This window comes from Paenibacillus lacisediminis, assembly GCF_046567315.2.
In genome coordinates, this window is the sequence record NZ_JBKIAX020000009.1 from 100,829 (window position 1) to 126,113 (window position 25,285).

Annotated in this window: 22 protein-coding genes; 5 read left to right on the forward strand and 17 right to left on the reverse strand. The window is 49.1% G+C overall.

Annotated elements, in window-relative coordinates:
* Positions 1-2 precede the first annotated feature (2 nt).
* The 5 genes from ACLD72_RS18215 to ACLD72_RS18235 form a co-directional block, all read right to left on the reverse strand.
* Positions 3-1,154, reverse strand: coding sequence for a response regulator (locus ACLD72_RS18215; RefSeq protein ID WP_411000563.1), 1,152 nt, complete (start codon positions 1,152-1,154; stop codon positions 3-5).
* Between the two features lie 536 nt (positions 1,155-1,690).
* Positions 1,691-3,325 carry an MDR family MFS transporter gene (locus tag ACLD72_RS18220; RefSeq protein ID WP_411000561.1) on the reverse strand — a complete coding sequence of 545 codons (1,635 nt, stop codon included), beginning with the start codon at positions 3,323-3,325 and terminating at the stop codon, positions 1,691-1,693.
* A 20-nt stretch (positions 3,326-3,345) separates the two neighbouring features.
* The gene (locus tag ACLD72_RS18225; protein WP_411000559.1) at positions 3,346-3,786 is read right to left on the reverse strand and encodes a MarR family winged helix-turn-helix transcriptional regulator; all 441 of its coding nucleotides are present in this window, start codon (positions 3,784-3,786) and stop codon (positions 3,346-3,348) included.
* Between the two features lie 176 nt (positions 3,787-3,962).
* Positions 3,963-4,592: a LysE family translocator gene (locus ACLD72_RS18230; protein ID WP_411000557.1), complete on the reverse strand. Its 630-nt coding sequence runs from the start codon at positions 4,590-4,592 to the stop codon at positions 3,963-3,965.
* A gap of 13 nt (positions 4,593-4,605) precedes the next feature.
* Complete coding sequence (locus tag ACLD72_RS18235) at positions 4,606-5,037, reverse strand: Lrp/AsnC family transcriptional regulator (protein ID WP_251592543.1); 432 nt, start codon at positions 5,035-5,037, stop codon at positions 4,606-4,608.
* A gap of 571 nt (positions 5,038-5,608) precedes the next feature.
* Between ACLD72_RS18235 and ACLD72_RS18240 the strand changes: the two genes are divergently transcribed.
* Entirely contained in the window at positions 5,609-6,412 is an 804-nt protein-coding gene (locus tag ACLD72_RS18240; RefSeq protein WP_411000555.1) for a nucleotidyltransferase domain-containing protein, read from the forward strand.
* Positions 6,413-6,507: 95 nt separating this feature from the next.
* On the opposite strand, the gene ACLD72_RS18245 is transcribed toward ACLD72_RS18240, so the two are convergent.
* The 5 genes from ACLD72_RS18245 to ACLD72_RS18265 all read right to left on the reverse strand — a co-directional run bounded on the left by ACLD72_RS18245 (position 6,508) and on the right by ACLD72_RS18265 (position 11,493).
* Positions 6,508-7,509 carry a Gfo/Idh/MocA family protein gene (locus ACLD72_RS18245; protein WP_411000553.1) on the reverse strand — a complete coding sequence of 334 codons (1,002 nt, stop codon included), beginning with the start codon at positions 7,507-7,509 and terminating at the stop codon, positions 6,508-6,510.
* Entirely contained in the window at positions 7,506-8,699 is a 1,194-nt protein-coding gene (locus ACLD72_RS18250) for a radical SAM protein (protein ID WP_411000551.1), read from the reverse strand. The genes ACLD72_RS18245 and ACLD72_RS18250 overlap by 4 nt, the downstream gene beginning before the upstream one ends.
* 34 nt (positions 8,700-8,733) lie before the next feature.
* Positions 8,734-9,840, reverse strand: a complete 1,107-nt coding sequence (locus tag ACLD72_RS18255; RefSeq protein ID WP_458476101.1) for a UDP-glucuronosyltransferase — start codon at positions 9,838-9,840, stop codon at positions 8,734-8,736.
* Positions 9,841-9,907: 67 nt separating this feature from the next.
* Complete coding sequence (locus tag ACLD72_RS18260) at positions 9,908-11,248, reverse strand: hypothetical protein (RefSeq protein WP_458476102.1); 1,341 nt, start codon at positions 11,246-11,248, stop codon at positions 9,908-9,910.
* Positions 11,245-11,493 carry an acyl carrier protein gene (locus ACLD72_RS18265; protein WP_411000548.1) on the reverse strand — a complete coding sequence of 83 codons (249 nt, stop codon included), beginning with the start codon at positions 11,491-11,493 and terminating at the stop codon, positions 11,245-11,247. Before ACLD72_RS18265 ends, ACLD72_RS18260 begins: the two co-directional genes overlap by 4 nt.
* A gap of 158 nt (positions 11,494-11,651) precedes the next feature.
* Between ACLD72_RS18265 and ACLD72_RS18270 the strand changes: the two genes are divergently transcribed.
* Both ACLD72_RS18270 and ACLD72_RS18275 read left to right on the forward strand, forming a co-directional pair.
* Positions 11,652-12,575, forward strand: a complete 924-nt coding sequence (locus ACLD72_RS18270; protein WP_411000546.1) for a helix-turn-helix domain-containing protein — start codon at positions 11,652-11,654, stop codon at positions 12,573-12,575.
* Positions 12,553-13,515, forward strand: coding sequence for a hypothetical protein (locus tag ACLD72_RS18275; RefSeq protein WP_411000544.1), 963 nt, complete (start codon positions 12,553-12,555; stop codon positions 13,513-13,515). The genes ACLD72_RS18270 and ACLD72_RS18275 overlap by 23 nt, the downstream gene beginning before the upstream one ends.
* A 219-nt stretch (positions 13,516-13,734) precedes the next feature.
* On the opposite strand, the gene ACLD72_RS18280 is transcribed toward ACLD72_RS18275, so the two are convergent.
* From ACLD72_RS18280 to ACLD72_RS18290, 3 genes are all read right to left on the reverse strand, one after another.
* Positions 13,735-14,139 (reverse strand): hypothetical protein, encoded by a 405-nt coding sequence (locus tag ACLD72_RS18280; protein WP_411000542.1) that lies wholly within the window; start codon positions 14,137-14,139, stop codon positions 13,735-13,737.
* 169 nt (positions 14,140-14,308) lie between these two features.
* Positions 14,309-15,547, reverse strand: coding sequence for a hypothetical protein (locus tag ACLD72_RS18285; protein ID WP_411000540.1), 1,239 nt, complete (start codon positions 15,545-15,547; stop codon positions 14,309-14,311).
* A 555-nt stretch (positions 15,548-16,102) separates the two neighbouring features.
* Positions 16,103-19,144, reverse strand: a complete 3,042-nt coding sequence (locus ACLD72_RS18290; RefSeq protein WP_411000538.1) for a glycoside hydrolase family 2 TIM barrel-domain containing protein — start codon at positions 19,142-19,144, stop codon at positions 16,103-16,105.
* Between the two features lie 112 nt (positions 19,145-19,256).
* Here ACLD72_RS18290 and ACLD72_RS18295 point away from each other — a divergent pair, with 112 nt between their 5' ends.
* Complete coding sequence (locus ACLD72_RS18295; RefSeq protein WP_411000536.1) at positions 19,257-20,159, forward strand: helix-turn-helix domain-containing protein; 903 nt, start codon at positions 19,257-19,259, stop codon at positions 20,157-20,159.
* 29 nt (positions 20,160-20,188) lie between these two features.
* On the opposite strand, the gene ACLD72_RS18300 is transcribed toward ACLD72_RS18295, so the two are convergent.
* The 4 genes from ACLD72_RS18300 to ACLD72_RS18315 all read right to left on the reverse strand — a co-directional run bounded on the left by ACLD72_RS18300 (position 20,189) and on the right by ACLD72_RS18315 (position 23,985).
* Positions 20,189-20,332, reverse strand: a complete 144-nt coding sequence (locus tag ACLD72_RS18300) for a glycosyl hydrolase family 28-related protein (protein ID WP_411000534.1) — start codon at positions 20,330-20,332, stop codon at positions 20,189-20,191.
* Positions 20,333-20,350: 18 nt separating this feature from the next.
* Positions 20,351-21,481, reverse strand: a complete 1,131-nt coding sequence (locus tag ACLD72_RS18305) for a glycoside hydrolase family 105 protein (RefSeq protein WP_411000532.1) — start codon at positions 21,479-21,481, stop codon at positions 20,351-20,353.
* Positions 21,482-21,561: 80 nt separating this feature from the next.
* Positions 21,562-23,085: an extracellular solute-binding protein gene (locus tag ACLD72_RS18310; protein WP_411000530.1), complete on the reverse strand. Its 1,524-nt coding sequence runs from the start codon at positions 23,083-23,085 to the stop codon at positions 21,562-21,564.
* A 42-nt stretch (positions 23,086-23,127) separates the two neighbouring features.
* Positions 23,128-23,985, reverse strand: a complete 858-nt coding sequence (locus ACLD72_RS18315; protein ID WP_411000658.1) for an ABC transporter permease — start codon at positions 23,983-23,985, stop codon at positions 23,128-23,130.
* A 363-nt stretch (positions 23,986-24,348) separates the two neighbouring features.
* On the opposite strand from ACLD72_RS18315, the gene ACLD72_RS18320 reads away from it, so the two are divergent.
* Positions 24,349-25,263 (forward strand): carbohydrate ABC transporter permease, encoded by a 915-nt coding sequence (locus ACLD72_RS18320; RefSeq protein ID WP_411000528.1) that lies wholly within the window; start codon positions 24,349-24,351, stop codon positions 25,261-25,263.
* The last annotated feature ends 22 nt before the right edge of the window (positions 25,264-25,285 follow it).

Below are 25,285 nucleotides of genomic sequence, written 5' to 3' on the forward strand. Positions count from 1 at the left end.
GCTTAAAGCTGTCCGGGGAGAGCCCTTTGGTTTTCATCGGCCCACTGCTGGTACCACTCGGTTATGTATGGACTTGGCCGCTCGTTTAATTCCTCTGTTAAAATCGCGGTCAGCAAGCGGTACTGACGATGGACGGAAAGGTGATTGTCCAGCACCCCGTATATTTTCATCAGCGCAAAATGCGCTTCTTCCGCCAAGGGATACCGGTTGCAAATTTCGAGATATTTTTCCACCGCTTTGTCCCGCTGCCCGCCGGAATCGTACCACTCGGCCATTTGAAAGGAGGCGCGGAGCCATAACGTTTTTAATCGGAATCGTTCGCTTTCCGCCCACCAGTACTCGTAATTCTGCAAGTAATCCCCCTGGTACAGCTCCATGATCCCTTCATAATCGCCGATCGTTGCTTCGCCCACCGGATACCCTGAAAGAATGAAACGTTCCCATTCCTCCACATCCAACCGCGCATGCTCCAGATTCAACACATACCCATCCGTTGCATTCGAAATATGAAAATAAGGGCTAAAGGGCTCAAGGGTTTTCCGAATATGGTAAATCGCCGTATATAATTGGGAAAAGGCCTTGCCAGGCTCGTATTCCGGCCAGAGCAATTCGATCAGGGCCGATTTTCGCACAAGCTTGCCGCGATGCTGCAGCAAATAAAGGAACAATTCCTGGGCCCGGGACGTTCGCCACCGGATCGGCGGATACGGATGATCTTTCAATGTCATTTGCAGTTGCTGAAACATGCATACGCGCAGCTTTTCTTTGGCCATGGCCACTGCCGCCGGTACTCTTTCCAGGCGATCCCGGATGCGTTCCAGGGTGATCATCAGCCGTTCTTTTCGCAGCGGTTTCATGATATAATCAAGCGCATTCAATTCAAAGGCTTTAATGGCATAATCATCATAAGCCGTAACGAAGACGATATTAAGCCGAGGCTTAAACTGCAGAAGTTGTCCCGCCAGTTCAATGCCGCTGATTTCGGGCAAATGGATATCCAGAAACACGACATCGATGTCCGTGCGAAGAATGAATTCCTTGCCCTCGATCGGATTGATAAACTTGCCAGCGACATGAATTCCGTACATGCTTTCCAAATGATGCTCCAAGTAGTTCAAAGCCAAGTTCTCATCATCGATTAGGACAACATTCATGTTATTCTCCTTGGGTATGTATGTGATGTATGTTACATCAAGTATACATATATTTGATAGAACTAGACAATTTCTTGACAAAAAAAATTAAGAAAAAATACCTACGAGATAGAGTGCACTTTTGCAGCTGATCCGGTCAATTCAATTAAGAAAAACGCCTGACGGCGTCCTTTAGTGGCTCTGACTTCTACTTTGGACTTCTACTTTGAACGTTGCTCTAACGGACACCAGCGACCTTATCCGCCCATTTCCCGGGTATTTCCCAGCCTAACGGACACACGTGACCCTATTTGCTCTAAACCCGTTCATCCAGGACGATTTGAGGTAAATAACGTCATCTGTGTCCGTTTACATTTTGCAAACTCTCGTTTTTTCGAAAATAACGGCTCTGGTGTCCCTTAGCCCCCTAATTCCTCTTCTCCTCCCCACTCTACCTGCGCATCGCCCTCTACCATGCCCGATATTTTATAAATTCTATAGTGTTAAAAAAGAGCCACGCCTAAAAGACGTGACTCTCTTCCGTATGCAAAACCTATCTACGCTTGATTGGGGGCGGCGGTTTGAACCGCGCCTTCCGGTCCTCCGCTAGGCGCAGCCGATGGGCTTGGCGCCTGGTTCGTGGACCGCAGCGGCAGCTCCTTCAGGAAAAACACCAGAACAAAAGCTGCCACGAGTACGAGCGTCCCGGTCAAAAACACCGTAGACAACGTCGTTCCGAGCGCATCGCGGATCCCTTGAATCATCTGTGCGAACAGCGGCTGCACGTCGGCGGGCAGGCCGGCCTGCGTCTGCTCCAGCAGCGGTTTGTTCATCAAGGTCTGCGGATTGGCAAAGGCCAGAATCTGCTCGGACATTTTTGGATCCACCTGGCTCAAATCCGGAGCGGAAGAGGAATGCATCTCCGCCTTCAAATTTTTCGTCAGGTTGTTGGACATCACCATCCCCATGACCGCAATCCCGATCGTTCCCCCGAGGTTACGGAACAGCTGCGTCGAAGCGGTGACGACCCCAAGCTCCTGATGCGGCACCGCGTTTTGTGCAGCGAGCGAGAACACCGGCATCCCCAGGCCAAGCCCGAAGCCGAACACGATCATGCTCAGCACGGCCAGCGGCACGTTGTTCATAAAGATCATAATGGCCATGCCGGCAATCATGATCGGAACCCCGAGCAAAGCAAACGATTTGTATTTTCCTTTTCTGGCAATCAACTGCCCGGTAATCGCGCTGGATACGACCATCACGATCGACATCGGCATCGTCACGTAACCGGCATAGGTCGGCGAAATGCCAAGCACACCTTGCACGAAAAAGGACAGATAAACCAACGCGCCCATCATCCCGAAGTTCATCAGGAAGCCGATAATATTTGAGATGGTAACGATGCTGTTTTTGAATAAGCGAAGCGGCAGGATCGGATTTTTCACCTTGGATTCAACGAATATGAAAATGATAGCGGAAATCGCCGTGGCCGCGATCAAGCCGATAATCGGCGCCGAATTCCAGGCATATTCCGTGCCCCCCCATGAGAATGTGAGCAATAGCGGCACAAGCGTCGTCGTCATGAACAGCGAACCGAGGTAGTCGATTGCATGCGACTTGCCGCGTTCCATTTTTGGAAATAAGCTAAGAATCATGAAAAAAGCCACAATGCCGAGCGGGAGGAAAATCCAGAACAGCCAATGCCAATCCATATGATCAACCAAATATCCGCCAAGCGTCGGCCCCAGCACGCTGGAGAAACCGAACACCGCAGTCATCAGGCCCATCCATTTGCCGCGTTCACGCGGCGGGAACAAATCGCCGACCGCCGTAAAGGCCGTTGATTGAATAATCCCGGCGCCGATCCCCTGAATCCCCCGGTATGCGATAAACTGAAACACATTGGATGAAGTCCCGGTCATGAAGGCCCCGGCCATAAAAAATAATATCCCGATCAGCAAAAAAGGCTTCCGCCCGTAAATATCGGACAGCTTGCCGACCAGAACGGTGGCGATCGTCGAAGTTAACAAGTAAATGTTGATCGTCCAGGTATAATAATCCATGCCGTCAAGAATCGAAATAATCCGCGGCATCGCCGTACTTACGATCGTCTGGTTAATCGCGGCGAAGAACATCGCCGCCATAATGGCGATCATAATCGTGATTTTCCGCTTTAAAGAAAGGTGTTCCATTGTTGTCTGTTTCATCTCCATTAATTTTTGGTTTGCTCTAAACTCGCCAGCAACAGGGCGAATATCCGCCGCAAATGCTGCAAATCTTCCTCCCGGAGCTGATTGAATATCCCGTCAATCATCTCCTTTTGGTTTTCGTTCACTTGCCGGATGATATCTTTGCCCAGTTCAGTAATCGAAATATTCACAACCCTGCGGTCAATTTCCGCGCGCTCGCGTTTGACATAACCTTCCGTAAGCAGCTTGTCGGTAATCCCCGTAATCGCCGCCGGTGTGATTCCGAGGCACTCTGCGAGTTGCGATACTTTTTGCGTTCCCGACATATCCAGAATATACAGCATTTTGTATTGCGGGAAACTTAGGTTGTATTCCCTGCCGCGCTTGTTCCACTCCTGTGAGATCGATTTGAGCAGGGTGCGGAACATCGAGGTCACTTCAAACAGCTCTTCCTTTTTGACCATGCATTCCTCCTCCCTTCATCCAACCTTCTCGGTGCTGAAAACCGTCCTTTTTGAACACGTACTTTAGGCGACAATTGGTAGTTCAAAACTATTTAATAACTAATTAATTTAGAACTAAAATATTAGAGCATTTACATACTATAGCGCTGTTGATGCGGTACGTCAAGCCGAAGTTTTTATGCCCATTTTATGAATTGGATGAGCGCGCTGACGCCAAATCCTAACATAACGAGGCCTGACAGTTTATTGAAAATAGATAGTCTAGGACCATTTAGAATCTTTGCCCGGAAGAAACTTACCGCGCTCACCAGAAAAAGCCACCAAAGCACTGATCCCAGGAAGACACCGCCGATCAGTAAAGAAATTTCCTTGCCGCTGGCCGATGAAGAAACAACACCGGAAACACCGAAAATTCCAAGAAAAGATACGATCGTCATCGGATTGGATAAGGTGAGGAGGAAGGTCACCGTATAGGAGTTTAACGTACTTTTTTGCAGCGGTTGTTTTTGGAGATGGACTTGTGGAGTTTTAATAAAAAATTTAATGCCGAGGTAACAAATAAACAATCCGCCTAAGCCTTGAAAAAGAGCTTTATACCCCAACAAATAACATATGACGGAGGATAGTCCGAGCCCGGCGATACTGCCGTAAACGGCATCTGCCGTCGCCGCCCCCAGACCGCTAAACAGTCCGCTTTTAAATCCCGACGACAATGTTTTTTGAATGCAGAAAATGCCGATCGGACCTAGCGGCGCAGCAATCGCAAGACCCAATAAAACGCCCTTAAGCAACCATTCCCAGGCCATAACGTCCACTCCCCTACTCTTCTTTTAATGTTGAGAGAATGAACACGGTGTTTGACCTGACGATATTGTGGTTAGCTTTTAAGGTGTACATGATGAACTCCTCGAGTTCAGAAATTTCCGCAAGTGCCACTTTTAGCATATAGTCGTATTCTCCGGAGGTGTGATGGCATTCCAGCACTTGCTCCGATTGAACGATGGCTTCGCGAAATTTTTGGGTTTCCGCCGAACCGTCCAGCTGCACAAAAATATACACGATACAACGCTGCCCCATCGCCCGCCGGTTCAGTTTGACGGTAAATTGATCGATCACCCCGTTTTTCTCCAATTTCCGAATTCTTTCCGCAATGGAAGGGACGGACAAATGAATCACTTTACTGATGTCGGAACTGGTAGTGCGGCTGTTAGCTTTTAAAATTTGCAAAATCTGCAGGTCGATTTCATCCATGCACCGCCCCTCCTTCCTTTTAAGTTGATTATAGATCATTCGTAAAAAATGAAAATATGTCTCTATTATTTCAATAAATATTTAGATCATATAGCACAAATAGTTAAAAAAATAAACAAAGCGGTTTGCAACGCAACACTTTACTTAAAAAATTAATGTTCGAGATGGGAATCAACCTCAAAATCTGCGCCTGACTAACGTGTTAATCTCGAATGATCAGGCTAACCGCAACATCTTCTGCGCTAACGGTTGTCATCGCGCTTATTTAGTCAAAACCGCCCTATTACTGCCGAAAAAAAGGAAAATAAGCTCGGCTGGCAACCGTTACATTTTGTATTCGCTCGTTTTTGCCCAAATAGTGTCGCTCACATCCGTTAGATTTTTTTCGCGCTCTTTTACGTTATCGAACCTGTCCCCGGTCAAGCGCCGATTTTCTTAAACATTTTAATATTGCCCCTTTTTTGTAATATTCAGCAGAAGGGTATTTTCATAGCTGATGGAAGAATATAAAGATGATACCTTGATTCAAACTATTTTTCCATATATTTCATTATAAAAGGGGGACCGCAGGATGAACCCGATGCAAATGTTCGATCATCATAAACAGACGCTGGACAATTTTATAGAAAAGTGGAAGTCCGATTCCTCTTGCCGGGCCATTATGATCGGCGGATCGATTGCTCACGGAACGGCCAAGGAAACCTCGGATGTGGATGTTTATCTGCTGATGACGGAGGAGGCTTACGAGATACGGCGCAGGGACCGTCATCTATCATTTGCGGATCATTCCGTCAGCGCATATGAAGGAGGTTATGTGGATGTGAAGGTCATTTGCCTGCCCTTTTTGGAGCTTGCCGCCAAGGAAGGCAGCGAACCGACAAGACATTCGTTTATCGGTTCCAAAGCCGTTTACTCCACCATAACCGGATTAGATGAGCTGCTGTCCCGAATCTCCGTTTATCCCGAGGAGAACCGCGAGAAGAATCTGCGGGACTTTTCCGCCCAGCTATATTTATACGCCTTTTATTTCGCCAAGGAAGCCGGCAAGAAAAATGATCCCTATCTGATGGCCCATGCCGTAAGCAATCTGGTATTATTCAGCGGCCGCATCATTCTCGCTGTCAATCGCATTCTGTTTTCCGGACATAAATCCCTCATGGAAGCTGTAGAGGCCGCTCCACAAAAGCCGAAAAATTTCCGGAAACTGGCCACAGAGCTTCTGCAGCAGCCAAGCGCGGAGAAATGTGCACGATTCGCAACGATGATGCTGGTTTTTTATAATCCTGGGTTATCCTTCGATCAGGCTTTGGGCATATACGTCGAAAATAACGAGCGGAACTGGGTGAACCAGGCCCCTCCCCTGCAGGACCGTTAGCCTCCTCCTTAAACGAAACAAAGCCTGCATCCTATACGGCTGTACCGCAGAATGCAGGCTCTTTGATTCACGCCCTGCTTTCTCACCGGTAGCCGCTAACGCTGTTCAGCAGCCGCCAAGATCGCAGATTGAAGCTCCACCCGTTCCAACGCTTTCTCGTATTCCTCCGCACGCGCGCCGCTAATGACTTCCGTAAAAGCCTGAAGCTGGTTCACATAATAATGCATCGGCGCAAATTCCACAACGGTGCTGCGGTCAGCGGGCAGGTCATGGCGAATTTTCATTTTGAAAAACCCTTTAATGGCCCGCAGGAAGTCCGGAACCAGCAGTACGGTCTGATCAAAATAAAGAGCATGCGAAGCCCGGTAAGGCAAGTCATAAGAGACAAGGCATTCCGCCTTCAGTTTGCTGCCATAACGCAGCTCTGCCTGAAAGGTCCAATCGCACCCATCCGGGCCATCAAAATCGGACTGGGCGGAGATCTCCGTACAATCAAGCCCGGCCAGCCTCTGCACAAACTGCAGCCAATAGCAGCCCAGATCGGCAAAAACCCCTCCGCCACGCTGCTTGACGCTGCGGTAATTCCCTAAGTGCCTGTCCCTGGCAGGTATGGAAATCCGGGTTCGAATTCGGTGAAGCTGCCCGTATTGTCCTGATTCCACGATAGATCTCAGTGCCTCCTGCCAAGGGTGATGCGCCACCATCAGACCTTCCACAAGCCTCGTCGCCGGATTACGAAGCTTGGCTTGTCTTAGCCGGTCCGCTTCATCCGGATTGAGGGCAATGGGCTTCTCGACCAGGACATGCTTGCCCGCGTCCAGCGCTTTGATGGCCCATTCGGCATGGAGCTCATTACTTAGGGCGATATAGACCGCGTCCAGTTCCTCCATGTCAAGCAGCTCATCCAAATGGGCTGCGATTCTCGGAATACGGTACGTTTCCGCCAGCCTCTCGGCTTTCGACAACGTGCGGTTGGCAATGGCGTGTACGGTGACGGACGGGACATCCCGCGCAGGATCAAGCAAGGCGGGCCCGGCAATAGCCGAAGCGCCCAGTATGCCTAACCGGCAGGAAAGCTTGCTGCCTTCGGTCTTCATAGGTGTACCAGCGATGACGAAGTATTCAGGTATAATACATTGCATTTGGAGCAAGCCGGGGACAAATTTTTATCCAGAATGCACCGCAGCCGATCGTAGCGATCGGAATTCCATATTTCCGTCAGCGATTGCTCCTGCACATTGCCGACCGACAACTCCGCGAAAAACTTGCACGCGCTCACATTGCCATTGGGCGAAACATCCACTCTGGTACTTAGCGCCAAACATTGGGACGAACTGCGGGGCGCCATTGGCTTGCCGGACACGAAAGCCTCGATTTCATCAAAATCAAGCCCCGGCTGATAACGAATCCGTGTATTGCGCCAGGTGCGGCCGTTGATTCGCCCCAGGTCCGCCATCAGAGACTCCACTTTTTCGGGCTGGAGATGATATTTGAAAGCATGCCAGCTGCTGCGGTGATGCGGATCCAACTCCCCAAGCCACTGGAAATGTTCATTGTAGAACCGATCCATATCCAGGCTCGTCTCGTTGGAGATGTACCATGGAAAGCAGAGCAGCACCAGATCAACGCCCTTTTGTTCGAAAAATTCCACCAGTTCGTACAGCCTTCCGATCATATGATCATTGATCACATTGTGTACCGAAATTCTACCGCGGAATAATCCCTGCTCCCGCAGTTCAAGCAGCCGGTCCACACTGTTCATCACCTTCTGAAATGATCCTTTTCCCCGCAGCAAGTCATGCTCCTCGGCGAAGCCTTCAATCGGAATCAGCAGCTCCAGATGATCTGATATTTGGCAAATCCCTTGCTCATACTGCTGGATCAAATACGCATTGGTGCAAATTGTAGTGTCCCGGGGATGCTCCTTCAATAAATCCAGAATCTCACTAAAATTTCTGTGAAAAAGCGGCTCCCCTCCCCACAAATACAAACGGGATTCCGCTTCATCCGTCTCTTCCAGCAGCCTGCGGATCATGTCTAGGCTCATATCCAGATTTTGCTCCGCCTGGTCCATATCATGGTGATAGCCGGATTCATTCCATTGGTAACAGTGCTTGCAACGAAGATTACAGCGGTTGGTCAGCTTCAAGGACATAATTTCCGGCATGGTTGTCTTAAACCCCGGATTCAGCTTCCGCCTTCTGTGGGGGATAACTACGTTTTTAATCGTCCGTTTCAACGCCTCGAACGATTGGTCATTCAAAGCCACCTTACTGTTAGGTTGCATACTTTACCCTCCTTCCGTTTGCCCTCGCCCTGCTTCATTCTCTTCCTTCCATGGCGTACAGCCGTTCCGCATAGCTGGCGATATAATCGGGATAACGTTCTCTGGCCTGCATCAAATTGCGGGCCAACTGCTGCAACGGTTCCGCCGCGAAGCCCGAATCCCGCCATTTGTCATAACGAATACCGAAGCCAAGAGATTCCCAGATGTCACTGTTGATCTTCTCATGAGGGCCAAAAGGCTCCAGCAGCACAAGCGGAGTAGCCGAAGAGAGGGAATCCAGCAAAGTTCCTCCCCCCGGCTTGCTGATCATCGCCGCCGACTGCCGGATGATGCCGTACAACCCCTGGCCATATTCCGCACAGGCCTGAAAGTGCTGTTCGCTCCGGCTTACCCTGCCGAACCGGGGAAACGTATACGTCCCGCTGCTGTCACGAACCCAGGTGCGCCACTCCGGGTCTATCATGTAATAGCGCCTCCCGCCCGTATCCTCGCCAATCTCGTCCACGCTATAAGCGGAAATATCCAGCTCGTAACCCGCCGCTTCCAGCGCATCAATCTTCTCACGGAAGGTTCCAATGCCCCAGCCTCCGCCATGGACAACAAGCCGGCCGTTTCTTGCCGTATACGGCAGCGGCGGCAAACCCTCCACATCCAATCGCCACAGCACATCCTTGTTTTCGCGGTCGTACATGCTCACCTCCCGATATGGCCCCGCATATCCGGGATTCAGTTTGCGGAGGTTTTTCCAGGAAGGGGACAGATCGGAATCCACATACAGCAAGTCGGCATAAACCGGGGAGCCCGCAGCTTCCCGAAACATGTCAAGAATATGAACCCAATGCCCGGACAGAGCAATGAAATGCTGCCGGTCTTCTCTCCGCCAACGCTCAAACAAGCTTTGTACCTCCGCCGGATCAAGACTGTTGCGAATGTCTCCCGGTATTTTTTGCGAACCTAGCGCTACGGAAAAATTTTGCTGATACGCTTTACGGCTACTGTCCGTCATCCTCCGCTTGTCATCGGCCATCAAGCTTTCGAAGACCTCCGTTTCCGCTTTAATCCCGAGGGCATGAAGCTTCCGCTCAATCAGCAATCCGGGAACATAGAAGCCTAGTCCAAAGCCGGAACATAGTATTGTCACGGTATTGTTCATTTGCTCGCTTCCTTTTCTTTTTTGTATAACCCATACTGCTTCCTGCGGCCGTTCATCAACGAAGCATGGTAAACCCGGTGTTTTGCAGAGCCGAACCCAACTTATCCAACAGCTGCTTTTTGTGGCCTTCGTCATGATAGGCAACAGCCGCATACAGCTTGCCTTTGCGGGGCCCGGAGGAACGGGCCTTGCCTGGCGGGTTCAGAGCTCCCGAGGTTAGCGGAAGCACCCCCTCCCCGGTTCCCTTGGCAAACAAAATGCCGGCCTGCTCCATTTGCTCCAGCAGAGCCGGGTAACAGGCATCCTCCCGGGCGAGAAGCGCCGCCTGGATCAGACAGGTTCGAATGTCCGTCTCACCAAGATAGCAATCAAACCCGCGTTTAATCAGACTCATAGACTTTCTGGCATTGATTTCTACCAAAGGTGCCAGAGTTCCATCGCGCAGCAACATCGAGTCAACGCATACATGTCCAAAATAGCCGTCTGCGTAAAGCTCGGTTCCAATCCTGTGCATCAGTTCAAAATAGCGCTCCCGATCCAGCCTTTCAAGTAAAGTGGCATCAGGGGAATGGGATTCACCGAAGGCGAAGCCGTTATTGATTAGCTGCTGCACAGAGAGAATCGTAACCGTACCGTCCTGATCGATGTAAAACTGGCAGGAGAAATCCATTTCCCGATCCAGTAAAGGCTCCAGTACAAAACGTATTTTCTTGGCTTTGTTTCTGCCGGCTTCCAGATATCCGGCCAATCTGTGCAAGATGCGTTCCGAATCCACTGTCTGATTTCCCTTGCCGGATACCCCGTAGTCATCCTTAATCAGAAACGGCCCATTCTCCAGCAATTCCAGTCCCTTATCCAGCAACTCCTGACTGCTGTGGACTACAACTCCCACATTGGGCAAGGACAGCCTGTCCCGCATGGCGATAGAATAGACTTTGGTATTTACCCTCCGAACCGTTTGTTCATCCGGAAGATCGGGCAATAAACCATAGCGCTGAACCATCCTTGCCGCTCCGGGCAAAACAGCAAAAGGCTCAAGCGCAGCCCCTTGGGGGATGAGTGCGCCAGCCGGGTCTTCCAGCGTTAACCCCCCCAATAATTGAAAAACATTCATCCCTTCCTGCGCCTCCGGCCCTTCCCCGCCGCTTAACGTAAGCGGTTCCAAGTTAGCTTTGAACGCATAACCTAGGGAATGCAAATAATCGTACTGGTCCCGGTTCATGCCATAGCGGGTCAGCAATATATCCCCGCTTACGCAAAACACAAACAGCATTTCATCCAGCGCTGAAATGATAGACATGGCCCCGGCATCGGGCAAGGCCGGCAACGCAGCCAACGCTTCCTCCCGCCAATAGCGCTCCGCTTCGAAGCTGCCGCAATGAACCGAGCTGCTCATACCTGCACTCTGACGAGTTCCGCAATATAGTTGGAGAAGGTTTCTACGGATTTCAGATGCTCCTGTTCAAAGCTGTCAAAATCAATCTCCACATTAAACTCATCTTCGACCCGCAGAATAAAATTTATGATTTGCAAGGAATCCAGCGCAGCATCAAGCATCAGATCGGATGAGCCGTCAAGAGAGCGGATGAGTTCAGGATCTTCCTTGACTTCGGCAATAATGGCGATTATTTTTTGCTGCATCGTATTTGCCCTCATTTCTTTGTGGTTTTTAACTTAAATATAGCAAAATTTTACTTTCCAATATATGGTTGAATACGCCAAACTATTTAGTTATACTAGAGAGTAATTTATATATTTGTAATATTCTGTAACAAAAGAATAGAAAGCGAGGTTTGTCCATGGGGAGTTATCCAGTATTAACCGCAGACTATCTATTCGACCGCAATTCGCCGCTGCAAATGCTCTTATCGGAGGAAACACTGACTTCCGTATGCCATCAACATGCTTTCATGGTACTGGCGTACGTTTATGAGGGAGAGGGTATCCACTATATTGCCCAGGATAAAATTCGGGTAGAGCCGGGAGATTTGTTTGTCATTCCCCCCGGTGTGACTCATGTCTTTCAGCCGCTGGACTTTACAGGCTCACGGCCCCTTCGCATTCTGAATGTATTGCTCAAGCGTGAAATTTTCGATATTCCCCCGGAATTATCCGGGTCCCTCTCCGAAGCGGACCTTGCCCGATTAGCGCTCCTCCGGAAACAGACAAGCTGGTCCGGGTATAGGGATAAAGCTATGGAGCTTACCGATTTGTTCAATAACCTGCAAAAAACTTATTCCAACCAGACCTCCACCAGCCTGCCGGCGATGTATTCCTTATTATGCAAGCTTTTCTCCATCATTGACCCGCATAAGCAGGTTCCGTTTCATGAGGAGCCTCAGACGGAAAATGACCCGTTTCATGATGTCATTCTGTTCATGATTAACCATTTCAACCAGCGTATTTCGCTTCAGGAAATCAGCCGATATATCTCCATCAGTTCCCGTCATTTTCAACGCTTGTTCAAATACAAAACCGGGAAATCCTTCATTCAGATGCTCCAGGAAATCCGCATGAAGTACAGCTGCGTTTTCCTTGCCTTTACGGATATGCGCATCCAGAATATTGCCCTGGAGGTTGGAATCGGCGATATGAAGTATTTCTACCGTTTGTTCCGCGAGTACAGCGGAATGACTCCGGCCAGCTACCGCCATTGGCAGCAATATCACTATCATTCGATTCTAGAGGGGATGATTTATAGTGCTCGACATTCAGCCCATTAAAAGCACAACTCATCCGACCATTCATAATTGCATCGACGATGTTATTTTCTCCGTTGCTTTATGGCTTGGAAGAGACTGCAAGTATATGTATGGGAATGCTTGGAAGTTATCATTTGCGAAACAGCGGTTTCCCGATCAGCCATTGATTGAATGTGTATCCATTCCCCAAACCAGCATGGAATACCTGGCTGCTTATCACGGAATCAACCTCCGCTTTGTGGAGCGTGATGATCCGGCTATGGACAAAACCTTTATGCTGAACCTGCTGGAAACAAGGCTGGCCTACGGCATGCCCATATTGCTCGGATTCGATTCCTACTCTTGCCCTTGGTGCAAGGCCTACAAAAGATTGCATACCAGTCATGCCTGCCTGGCTATCGGGCTGGATCGCTCCTGCAACAAGATCTATTTAATGGACGCCTACTATGGAAGGCCGATGGAATCCCTGGATTTTGACTATTTCGAGCAAGCCTGCCACTTTTATGGACTTTTTACGCTTTGCGATGATGCGCTCCTCCCCATCGACAGGTCCAACGTACTGCGGACAACCCTGGCCAGCACCGAAGATCATGTCCAGCCCTCCCTTGTAGGAGAGCATATCAAAGCGTATGCCGACGCGTACCTGGAAACCGATATGATTATTTCAGAGTCTCCCGAATATATGCTGATGCGATCCATGAAAATCCCCATAAGCCGGGCAAGATACAGCATTTTTCTAGAGGCTGTTTCTGAAGAATTGAGCCTGCCCGCACTTCAGGAGATATCCGTTAGATATCAGGAGGCTGCGGAACAATGGCTTTTCATCCATCAATGGATGATCAAGTGCTTGAGCTCAGGAAACAAACCGAGTCAGCGAAAAAAAGTCCATAAAAAAATGTTCGAGCTTGCTCATTTGGAAGAACAGCTGTTGCATGAGCTTGCTGATATTGCGAGTTTATAAAGCAAAATTGATTAATGAGGTGTAATTATAGATAATACATCTACGTATAATACCCTAGAACATCACGAAAATAGTTAAAGACATATAATTTACAAAGAAAGAGTCTACGATACAGTAGTTAAATTACTTTATCGAGGACTCTTTCTTCCAGCAAGTTTTCTCTTGACTTCCAATTCGTTTTTTTATCTTTATCCCTTAATGCAACATAGAATCAAATATTCATCTATTTGTCTCAAAAAGGCGATCAATATACTCATCATCAATTTTTTCTGATTCACCAGTGTAAAAGAAACTTCTATATCTTATTTTTTCACTATTGTTTATTATAATTTCTTTGTATACTTTTCCATGATCATCATAAATAGTCATTCGGAATTTGTACCCCATATACCCGATACTAAGGTTTCCTTTCCTAAAAGTTATCTTATTAAGATTGGAAATTATGTACTCCTTCGGTTCATCATCAGTTACAGTAACTAGTTCACCACGATTCCCATCAAATATTTCTATTTTGGATACTTTCGACGGTTGAATAGTAACTAACTTCTTAGGAATAAAAGTAATAGAATATAGCCCTCCAACAAAAATTAAAATTAATAAAAGAATCATCCTTTTCTTTTTCAAAACTACTCTCCTCCAGCACCTTAAATGAACAGTCAAAATAATCCAATACTCTATTCTAAGGGATTTTTGAAATTTACTTTACTTAAAAAATTAATTACTAAAAAGGGCGTCTCTACATTTTGCAAAAACGCCCTCCACTACTTGGTAAATATTACATGCTCTCGTTCTATTAATTTATTTCAAAAGTTGTCACGCTACCAATTTCATCCCACATTTCCGAGAAATGAATATATCTCGTTGAAGTAGACCAATTATCCTTAACCAATAAGAAATCTGCAACATCATATATTCTATACCCAAAGACAGAAATTGTGTGATTTTCATAGTAGCCAGAACCAAGATTATACAAAGCTGGTCTTTCATCATCAATTTCATTTTTGAAAGTTTTAAAGTTCCATAAGTATATGTTACTTGCATTTCCGTCGTAACCCCATTCACTAAAACTATCTTCAATTATATTATCTATTTTAGTAGGAGGAGTTCCATCGGCTGTAGTATAGCCATTATCTTTCGCTTTTTTCAGCACATCTCTATAAATAGCACTTGTAGTACTTGGGATATCTGAATACCCTTGTTCCTCATACCAATTTGCCATTGCAGTTATTGAAACGAGGACACAATCGTTATCACCACCATAATCATCCATATCCAAACCAACGTATCCCGATAAAGAGATTCCATCTTCATATTCATAATCACCATATCTATCTTCCATATAGGCGTATCTGTCGTCAATTACGTAGCCGTCTATCTGACCTTCATAACTTTTTCCCATATAACTACCATTAATAATATTTTTCAACTCTTGATTTTTTCGGACTATTTCATCGCTCATTTCAAACTCACTTTTACTTTTTTTGATTTTTTCTCGATTTTTAATCTGTTTTTCATCCATATCGTAATATTTTCCATTAGATTCTAGATAATACTGTAATGGACCAGAGTATATAATTCTGTTTTTCTCATCTTCTTTCTTAGAAGAATCATTTAACTTTATTTCCTTGAGAGTTGCTGCTTCCAAATTTTCTTCAAATATTGGTGCACTTTCATAAGAAAACTCTTGAATTGGCATTTCATTTATATTAGAAGAAACTGTTACATACCCACTATATGATCCGTTTGTACTCAAATTAAATGTGTACCCAGTAACAAAACCGTCTGTATCATACAGGGTGTAAACTTCATCAATCATTGTAGTTTCGTCCCAGTTGTTTTCCTCACTTTTATTTTTTAGTACAAAAAGCAAAGCAATATTTGCCGCTTCATTCTCATTAAAAAAAGAGACTTCTTTTTCAGTTTCACTTTTAACTTCGGGCTCATCTTCACTGGCAAATGCAGTCAATGATGTAGTCAGTGACATACTTAGTGCTATTACTACTACAAACGCTAAGCCAAATAAGTTCTTCATGAATATTCCTCCACGAAATTTTATTATATTACGTAAGTATCCTTACTAATAATAACAATTTGCTTTTCCTGGGAAGTTTAATTAAATCAGGCTGGTGTTTTGATTAATTTTTTAGTTTACATGTGAGGTTTTCCTATTAGGGAAGCATGTGATCTCGGGGTACAAGTAATTGAAAAAGATTATGTTAATCGAAGTATGTAGATAAATTTTTATATCTGTTTTTGTGAATACATTAAAATTTAATGTAACAAAAAAGAGCAACTATTACGCTACACAAAATTAATTATATCAATACACAAACCTCCTTTATTATAATATTTTGGTAATAATTGCAGATATATGCTAACAAATATTGAATCCACATTCAAGTAGTCGAAATTAGTATAATATGAATTATTTATAACAATTTATTTATGTTATCAAATAATTTATTTTTTATTTCATTGCTTTGAAAGTTATTAAAAAATGAGATTACTTAAAAACACTAGATTACAAGAAAAAAGAGGAACCCCCGAAGCTTGGAGTTTCCTCTTCATTTTATTTAAGCAATTTTCTTTAATCCTCCTTAAACACCGGCGCCACCGTCAGCTCGAAATCAAACGATTTCTCCTTGAGCTGGTAAGCCTCGGCGAGCTGTGGGCCGCATGAGCCCGAGCCTGCCCCGCTCATTTTGTAGTCGATCGACACGATCGTTTCGTCGCGTCTTGTGAGCTCGTAGATGTGACGGGCCCCGGTCAGGTCCTCCGGCGTGTAGTGCAGGGCCTGGAAGGAAAACGGCTGCGGTGAGCGGAATTCCAACCCCATGCCCAGTTCGCTGGAAGCGATCGCCCATTCCGTTCCGTAGCGGGACCCGTTTTCCTGCGGCATAATGTAAGATTCGAACATGTCGTCCACGGTGAGCAGATATTTGCCTTTTCGGACGCTGGCCCGCTTGTCGACATAGCTTTCATGCGGACCGTAGCCGTAATACTCGATCTCCTCGGTTCCCTTCGGCATTGTCAGTTCCAGGCCAAACCGCGGCAAAAACGGAAGATCCTCGCGAACCTCGACGTGCACGGCCAGCTTCACTTCGCCGGTCGGCGCAAACGTCCATACCGCCTGCCCGCGCAGGAAGGGACTAAACGTATAGCCGCCCAGCGAAAAATCAGTGCAGACCTCAACCGCAGCGTCCGAACGTTGTTGCCACCGGCTGCCATACACCTTCATGCCGGCGCGGTCCAGTCCCGCCGCCTCCCAGGCTTTGCGGATGTACATGTCGTTGTCCATCGGCGCCCGCCAGATGTTGAACCGGGCAGGTTGCTGCAGCAGCGGAACGCCATGCTTCGACATCCGGCTGATTCCCCCGGTCCGCAAATCAAAAACATGCTCGAAATCAAAGCCAGTCACCGTCAGCAGGCCGCCATGTTCGCCAGCTTCCATAAACTCGGCGTAATGCTTACCTTGCGGCGGTTGAACCTCCGGCGCAGCCGCCTTCTCCCCCGAAAACTCGAATTGATAGAAGGCGATCTCGTAACCTTCTTCCGCCCAGCGGTTATCCTGCTGCTGCCGCACCGAGCAGGTCAGCACGAACGGCCCCGGATGAAGCTCCTGCGGAAGCACGAAAGGAATCGTCAGCGGCTGCGTTTCCCCAGGCAACGCCGAAAGCGGAGCCGTCCGGCCCTGCTGCAGCGTTTCGCCGCCCCGCTCCAGCTTCCAGCTCACCGCCAGGTGCGACAGTTCCAGAAAATCGTAGCGGTTCAGCACCCGGAACCGGCCTTGTTCCGCATTCTCCGCTTCGATCAGCACCGGCGCGATCACCTGCTTTAATTCCAGCAGCCCGGTATGCGGCTTGCGGTCCGGCGACACGAGGCCGTCAATGCAGAAGTTGCCATCGTTCGGCTTGTCGCCGAAATCACCGCCGTAAGCAAAATAACTTTCGCCGTCCGGCGTTTTGGCTGCAATCCCGTGGTCGCACCACTCCCATACGCAGCCGCCCATCAGCTTCGGATAGGCATAAATAACATTCCAATAGTCCCGCAAATCGCCCGGGCCGTTCCCCATCGCATGGCTGTATTCGCACAGGAACAGCGGTTTCGCGTTGTTTTCGTCCTTGGCGTACGCTTCGATCTCCGGCACCGACGCGTACATCCGGCTGTCCATGTCAAGGTTTTCCGTATTCGGATCGCCATAATACCGGGCGGCCGCGCCTTCGTAGTGAACCAGTCTCGACACATCGCGCGCTTTCGTCCATTCGGCCATCGCCATATGGTTCGGACCGTACCCCGATTCATTGCCCATCGACCAAATGATGACCGAGGCGTGGTTTTTATCTCGTTCAACCATCCGCACCGCCCGCTCGACAAAAGCTTCTTTCCAGGCCGGATCCACCGACAATTTATGAAAAGAACCCTCCTCGATTTTCCCGGTCTGCGTCACCCCATGGCATTCCAAATCCGCCTCGTCGATCACGTAAAACCCGTACTCGTCGCAAAGCTCGAGAAATCTGGGATCATTCGGATAATGCGAGGTGCGGATCGTATTGATGTTGTGCCGCTTCATCAGCTTCAGATCCCGGATCATATGGTTGAGTGGAACGGTCTTCCCAAGCGCCGGATGCGAATCGTGGCGGTTGACGCCTTTAAGCTTGACGGCGCGGCCGTTGATTTGGAAGACGCCACCCGCGATCTCCACCTTTTTAAAGCCGACCCGGAACCGCAGCACCTCCGCTCCCGCATACAGCAAAAGCTCGTAAGCCCTCGGCTGCTCGGCGTTCCACAGCTGCGGCTGCGACACGTTCAGCTCAATGACGCCCTGACCGTCAATCACAGCCTCTTGTTCCCCAACAAGGTTCCCGTCCGGGTCGCGCAGTTCAGCTTTGACCTTGATGCCGCCGGTCGTTTCGATTTCCGAACGCAGCTTGCCCGTGGCCAGATCGTCCGACAACAGCGGTTTGTTGAACGCGTCGCGCACATGCGCCTTGTCCCGGGACAGCAGGTACACATCACGGTAAATGCCGGAAAAACGCCAAATATCCTGATCCTCCAGGTATGTGCCGTCGCACCATTTCAGAACCAGAACCGCGATGCGGTTGCGGCCGGCCTGCACGTAAGGGGAAAGATCAAACTCGGCCGGAACGCGGCTGCCTTGGCTGTAGCCGACAAAACGGCCGTTCACCCATAGATAGAAGCAGGCGTTTACCCCTTCAAACACGACGTAGGTTTCCCGCTTCGTCCAATCAGACGGCAAATTGAAATCCCTTACATAAACGCCCGCGGGATTGTCGTCCGGCACGAAGGGCGGGTCATAAGGAATCGGATAGTTGACATTCGTATAATGAAGCTGATCGTACCCGTTCGTCTGCCAGCAGGAGGGCACGATCAGGTTGTCCCAAGCGGCGGGATCCGTGTCTTTTTCAAAAAAACGGTCGTTAATTTCATGCAAGCCGCGATGATAACGGAACTTCCAGGCGCCGTTCAAGGTCTGGTAAAAAGGCGAACGCCCGCGTTTTCCCGACTTGGCTGCTTCGGCCCCCGCATACGGAATAAAGGAAGCTCTCGCCGGCAGGCGATTTACTTGCAGGGTGGATAAAATTTCCCAGTATTTTTCCAACTCAATCATGGCTTCACACTCCTAACAGGTTTGCTCTCATTATAGATGTGAGCTATAATCGGGCGGAAGCGACAAATCGGACAAAACACCGTACAAAATGGACAAAAAGAGGTGACGCCCCATGGAACTGCTCCCGCTCAAAAGCAATTTGACACATTCCCTGCGCGAGTTTCTGCCACTATCCGTTTATACTGCGGGCACGGAAATTCAGCCGCCGATCACGCGAATGAAAGGTTTTTCCGCCCATCAGCTGTTTCTGACGCTCTCCGGCTCGGGGCGGTTTCGCCAGCTACAGATAGATAAGGACAAATGGGACACGCTTGCCCCAGGGCAGCTCTTATACATCCCCGCCGGCTGCGCGCATGAGTATATGCCGTATGGAGAACAACCTTGGTACGTCGGGTACGTTACGCTGGTGGAGAATTTTGGAGACCTGCTAAGCCAGTGGGGATTTCATCATGCTCCTAAAAAGCTGCAGTTGTCGGACGTGTCCCTGTTCACCGGTCCGCTCCGGGAAATCTGGGAGCACTCCGGCGCGGACAACGATCCGTGGCAAACGACGGATTTGCTGCTATCCCTGCTGCTGGCGATTGTGAAGGATACCGCCGCTGCCGGGACGCCCGGCAAACCGTCTTCCGAATCGCCGCAGCACACTCTGCTGCCCGCTTCCTACCGGGAATCGGTCGTTGACGTGGCCGTCCGCTTCCTGCACGACCATATGAACCGGCCGATCACCATCTCCCGGCTGGCGGAGCATGTCGGCTATTCGCAAAAACAGTTGACCCGTCTGTTCCGCCAGTCGATCGGCCTGACGCCGCTGCAGTATTTGCAGCAAGTCCGGCTCAGAACCGCGCGCCTGCTGCTGCAGGATCACCCCGAGCTAACCGTCCGCCAAGCCGCGTCCTACGTTGGCCTGGAGCCGGTTTATTTCACGCGGCTGTACAAACGCGAGTTTCACCAGCTGCCTTCGGAGGATCGCGGCAACGGGACATTGGGCTCGCCGACCAGTCCGCCCAGGCAGTGATCATATTCTGAATCACGATGCCGCTCGATTTATTGCCCTCGCGGATGCGATAATCCCACAAGGCAATTGAGCAGCGCCGCGCTCGCGGCTTCGATGGCGGCTTGAATCGCTGCGGTCGTGGGCGTTACTCCGTCACCAATCGCGCCGTAGTCGGCGGCGTTGTACACTTGCATCTCTTTTTTACCTCCTGTTCACGGGGTCCCTTTCATACCCTCGAGCCATTCCACCTCGGCGCAAGCCTGCAGGAACGCCCCGACTCCCTTAAGATCATTCGTAATGATCGGCTCGCTAATGTAATAAGCGTAGGTGCCGTCCCGCCGATCCTCTCCGCCCAGCCCGGCCACCTGGCAGTTTTTGTTCAGATTGACCCAGCCTTCTTTCGTTTCCAGCACAAATTCGGTAATCAGCCCCTGGTAAGCCTTATCCAACGTTTTCCGCCAACTGTCCGCATCCAGCACCCCAAGGCGGATTCCTTTAGCGATGGCAAACACGATCATGCTGGAAGCCGATGCTTCCAAATAGTTGCCTTTACATCCGCCCATATTCACGACCTGATACCAAACGCCGCTGGCCTCATCCTGATAATTCCGCAAAGCCGTCAGCACCTCAGCGAATATCCGGACAAGCTCGGAGTAATCGCGATGCCCTTGCGGCAGCAGCTCCAGCACATCCGCCAAGGCCATGACATACCATCCCAAGGACCGGCCCCAAAAATTCGGGGACAACCCGGTGGCGGGATCGCACCAGGGCTGGACCTTTTTTTCATCCCAGGCATGATAGAGCAGCCCCGTATCGGCGTCCTTTGTATGCTTTTCGCACAAAATAAACTGCTTCGTCACATCGTCCAGGCCGTTTCCATCCTCGAAAGTGAGCAAATACTCCAGATAGAACGGCGCTCCCATATAAAGGCCGTCAAGCCAAATTTGATAAGGATAAATCTGCTTGTGCCAAAACGCCCCTTCTGACGTACGAGGATGCGCGGCCAACTGCGATCGCAGCAGAGCGGCCGCTTGCCGGTACTTCTCCAGACCGGTTTCCCGGTGCAGCAAAAACAACAGCTTGCCGTTATTCAGGTGATCGATATTGTATTCATCCTTGCGGTATCCCCGCACACTTCCGTCTTCGCCGACAAAATAATCCATATGATCCCGGATATACTCAAAATACTTGCGCTCCCCCGTCTGTTTCCAAACAAGAGCAAAACCCTTTAACACCACGCCATAATCGTAAGACCATTTGCCGTTGTACCCCTTCTCGTACAATTTCGGCGTCCGCTCCATCACGGATAATGCGGTTTTTACCGCCCATTTCATCTGATTCATCGATCATTACACCCTCCCTGCGAAAAAATAAATGACGGTCCTTGCCACAGGTACGTGGAAAGGACCCCATCGGTATATGTTTAGGAGCTGGTCTCCTTATACGCGGCTTCGTACTCGCTGATAATTTTGCTGCCCCCGGACTGCTTCCACTTCTCAATCTCTGCCTTGAACCCGTTCAAATCGAGGGAGCCGAGAATGTATTTATAGGTAGCGTCCGTAATGATCTTTTGCAGCTCCGACCCCATCGTCGTAAAGGTTTCCGATTCCAGCGAAAAAGCCGGATTGTAGACCGCGTATTTCTCGTTATCCAAAATCAGTTCAGTGGCTTCGACCTTCAGCGGATCGGCATCGTGAATTTTATAACCGGGTTCCTTTGGACGGGAAGAGGAGAACGGTTGGACTTCCTGCTCCCACTTATTCTGATCCAGAATCGTAACGGCCCTATCCGCATCAACCGTGTAGTGCACGCCTTCAATGCCATAGGTCATCAAGGTGAAGATCTCTTCATCCATCAGATCGTTCACGAATTTTAAAAGACGCTTTAATTCCGCTTCATCTTTGACTTCCGATCTGGGGAAGGCCAGCAGTCCGCCGATTCCGCCGTTCCCCGCCCAGATCGCCCGATCGCTTTCGTTGCCCGTTGAAGTAATATCGTTGACAAGCGCAATTTCCATCTCGTCCTGAATACCGATCGCGTTATTGAGCAAGTTTTTACCGTCAAACAAGGCGCCGACATAAATACCGGCCTTGCCTTGCGAGAAGCCGTCCTGTTGATCCTTCTTGGCCGTAACGGCAAAATCCTGGTTAATATAGCCGTTATCATATAATTTCTTCATATAATCCATCGTTTTGATGTATCCCGCGGTTTCAAACTCCGGGGTGAATTTACCGTCTTCGCTGACTTCCCAGTTGTTGGGTGTGCCAAAATAAGAGCCCAGCGTCTTAAATGCTCCGTAAATCAAATCGCTGCGGTCGATAAATCCGTACGTATCTTTTTTCCCGTTGCCGTCCGGGTCCTGCTCGGCGAAAGCTTTAGCTACGGCCATTAATTCATCGGTGGTTTTGGGTACTTCCAGGCCCAGCTTATCCAGCCAATCCTTGCGGATCACCACGCCATTGCGGGCCACGTCCTTGAGAAAAGGAACCCCGTACAGCTTGCCGGCGATTGAAGCGGCCCGCCGCTGTTCCTCGGAAATCGCCGCCAGATTCGGGAATTCATTCAAATAAGGCTCGACCTCCCAGAACATCCCCGATTTAAGCGCGTTGCGTACGGATGCGTTTTCAAGTATGGTCAGGGAAACAATGTCGGCCAGCGAGTCGGACGCAAGCGCGGTATTGATCCGCTCCTCCTTGCTCGCGTCGGGAACCCAGGAAAACTTGATTTTCGTATTCGTCTTTTCCTCGATCAGCTTCTGAATATCGCCCGTCGGCGTTGTAGCCGTATGCAAGATATTCATCCAGGTGATGTTAGCCGGTTCTTCACCTCCCGAACTTCCGCCTCCTTCGCCCGCGCCGGTGGTTGCACTTTTCCCGCTGCCGCAAGCGGACAACAAGAGGATGATGGCGAACCCTAAAACTGCCAATTGCTTCATTTTCAATTTCATTTTTATACCCCTTTCTTTTCATAAATTCATAGATTGCACTTATTAGTACACTCCATCTTCCCCAAATTTTTTGGCCAGCTTGTTGGAAAGCATCACCAAGATCAAACCGACCACCCCTTTGAACAATCCGACCGTTGTGCTAAAGCTTAGTTGTCCGTTCTTCAAACCGGCGGTATAGATATAGGTGTCGAAAATTTCCGCTACCTCGCGGTTCAGAGAATTAAGCATCAAATACATGTGCTCAAAGCCGAGATCCAACGTGCTGCCGATTTTTAGAATCAACAGCGTAATGATCACGGGACGGATCGCCGGCAAGGTGATATGCCACGTTTTTCTCCAGCGCCCGGCGCCGTCCATTTCAGCCGCTTCATATAGTTGCGTATCCACGACCGTAATGGCGGCCAAATAAATGATCGTCGACCACCCGAGCTCCTTCCAAATGATCTGCAGAATATACACGGTCCGCAGCCATTCCGGAGAAGTCAAAAAGCTGATCCTGTTAAAGCCCAGCGCGGCCAGAAATTCATTGATTACCCCGCCGTCCACATTCAGCAACACATACGTGATGGACACGATGATGACCCATGACATGAAATGGGGCAAATACATGATCGATTGGACCGCATTTTTAAACCATTTGTTCCGCACCTCGTTCAGCATCAGTGCCACAATGATCGGCAGCGGAAAGAAAAATACGATGTTCATGGCAAATAGGATAAGCGTATTCCTCAGCAGCATAATAAACGTAGGCTCCATAAACAAACGGATGAAATGCTTAGCTCCCACCCAAGGGCTTCCGGCAATCCCCAGGAAAGGCTGATAATCCTGAAAGGCGATCACCAGTCCGCCCATCGGCAAGTACTTAAATATAAGGAAATACACAAGCCCAGGGAAAATCATGAGATACAACAGTTTGTTGCGATTTAAGGCTTTCACTAGTGCAACCTCCTAAAAGTTTTGTGAGCATTACTTCCTGAATTGACTTCGAACAAAACTCGCTTCGGAAGCATAGGCCTAGTTTTGTGAGCATTACTTCCTTTTCACGTCCTTAAGCGTAATGGAAGGGGGGCATTCCGTATATAATCACCAGATGACAGCGGTTGCAGAATCGGCTGAGGACGGGCGTTTTCCGCGCTATCGCCTCATTTGCTGATTACGAGCTAAGCTGGTGAGCATATGCGTTTTAGTCTTCTTTTTCACGGTCCGAATAAGACCTCAATTGGGGATTATATACGTAATCCTCCTTTCGCTGGTAAGGTGAAAATGTCAAACGACGAAGAGGAGGAAACTCAAGTGGCACAAACTTTACGCAAAAAACATTCCATCGGCGATCGTATCTTTACGATCGTCAACAGCGCCTTGTTAGCCTTCATTGCTCTGGCTTGTCTCTTGCCTTTTGTCAATGTCATCGCCAGCTCTTTTGCTTCAACCCAGGAAATTATTGAGAAGAAATTCATCTTGTTCCCGACCACGTTTTCCCTGGACGCTTACAAGTATATTTTTTCAACGCCGACGATCTTCAGAGGATTGGGCGTATCGATCGGAGTCACTTTGGTCGGGACGCTCGTGAGCATGGCCCTTACCGCCTTAATGGCGTACGGATTGTCCCGCAAATATCTGTTCGGCCGAAGCTCCATCAACTTTATCGTCGTTTTCTCCATGCTGTTTAGCGGCGGGATGATTCCTACATTTCTCGTCGTAAAAAGCGTACATCTGATCGATTCCTACTGGTCCATGATTATTCCCACCGCCATCAACGCGTTTAACCTGATCATCATGCGCAACTTCTTCCAAGCGCTGCCGGACAGCCTGGAGGAATCGGCCAAAATCGACGGCTGCACCGATTTCGGCGTTTTCTTCAAAATCATGCTGCCCCTGTCTCTGCCCTCAGTCGCAACCATCTCGCTCTTCTACGGGGTAGCGTATTGGAATACGTATATGAACGCCATTCTGTATCTCAACGACTCCCTGAAATGGCCGATCCAGGTGCTGCTGCGCCAGATCGTTATCGTGTCCAGCGGCATGCAGGGCGACAACAGTGTCGTCGATATCGTCCCGCCGGCCCAAGCGATCAAAATGGGCGTAATCGTCGTCGCCACCCTGCCGATGCTGATCGCCTATCCTTTCGTGCAGCGCCACTTCGTGAAAGGGGCCTTGCTCGGCTCGGTCAAGGGCTAATACTTCCCCCAGCAAAGTGACT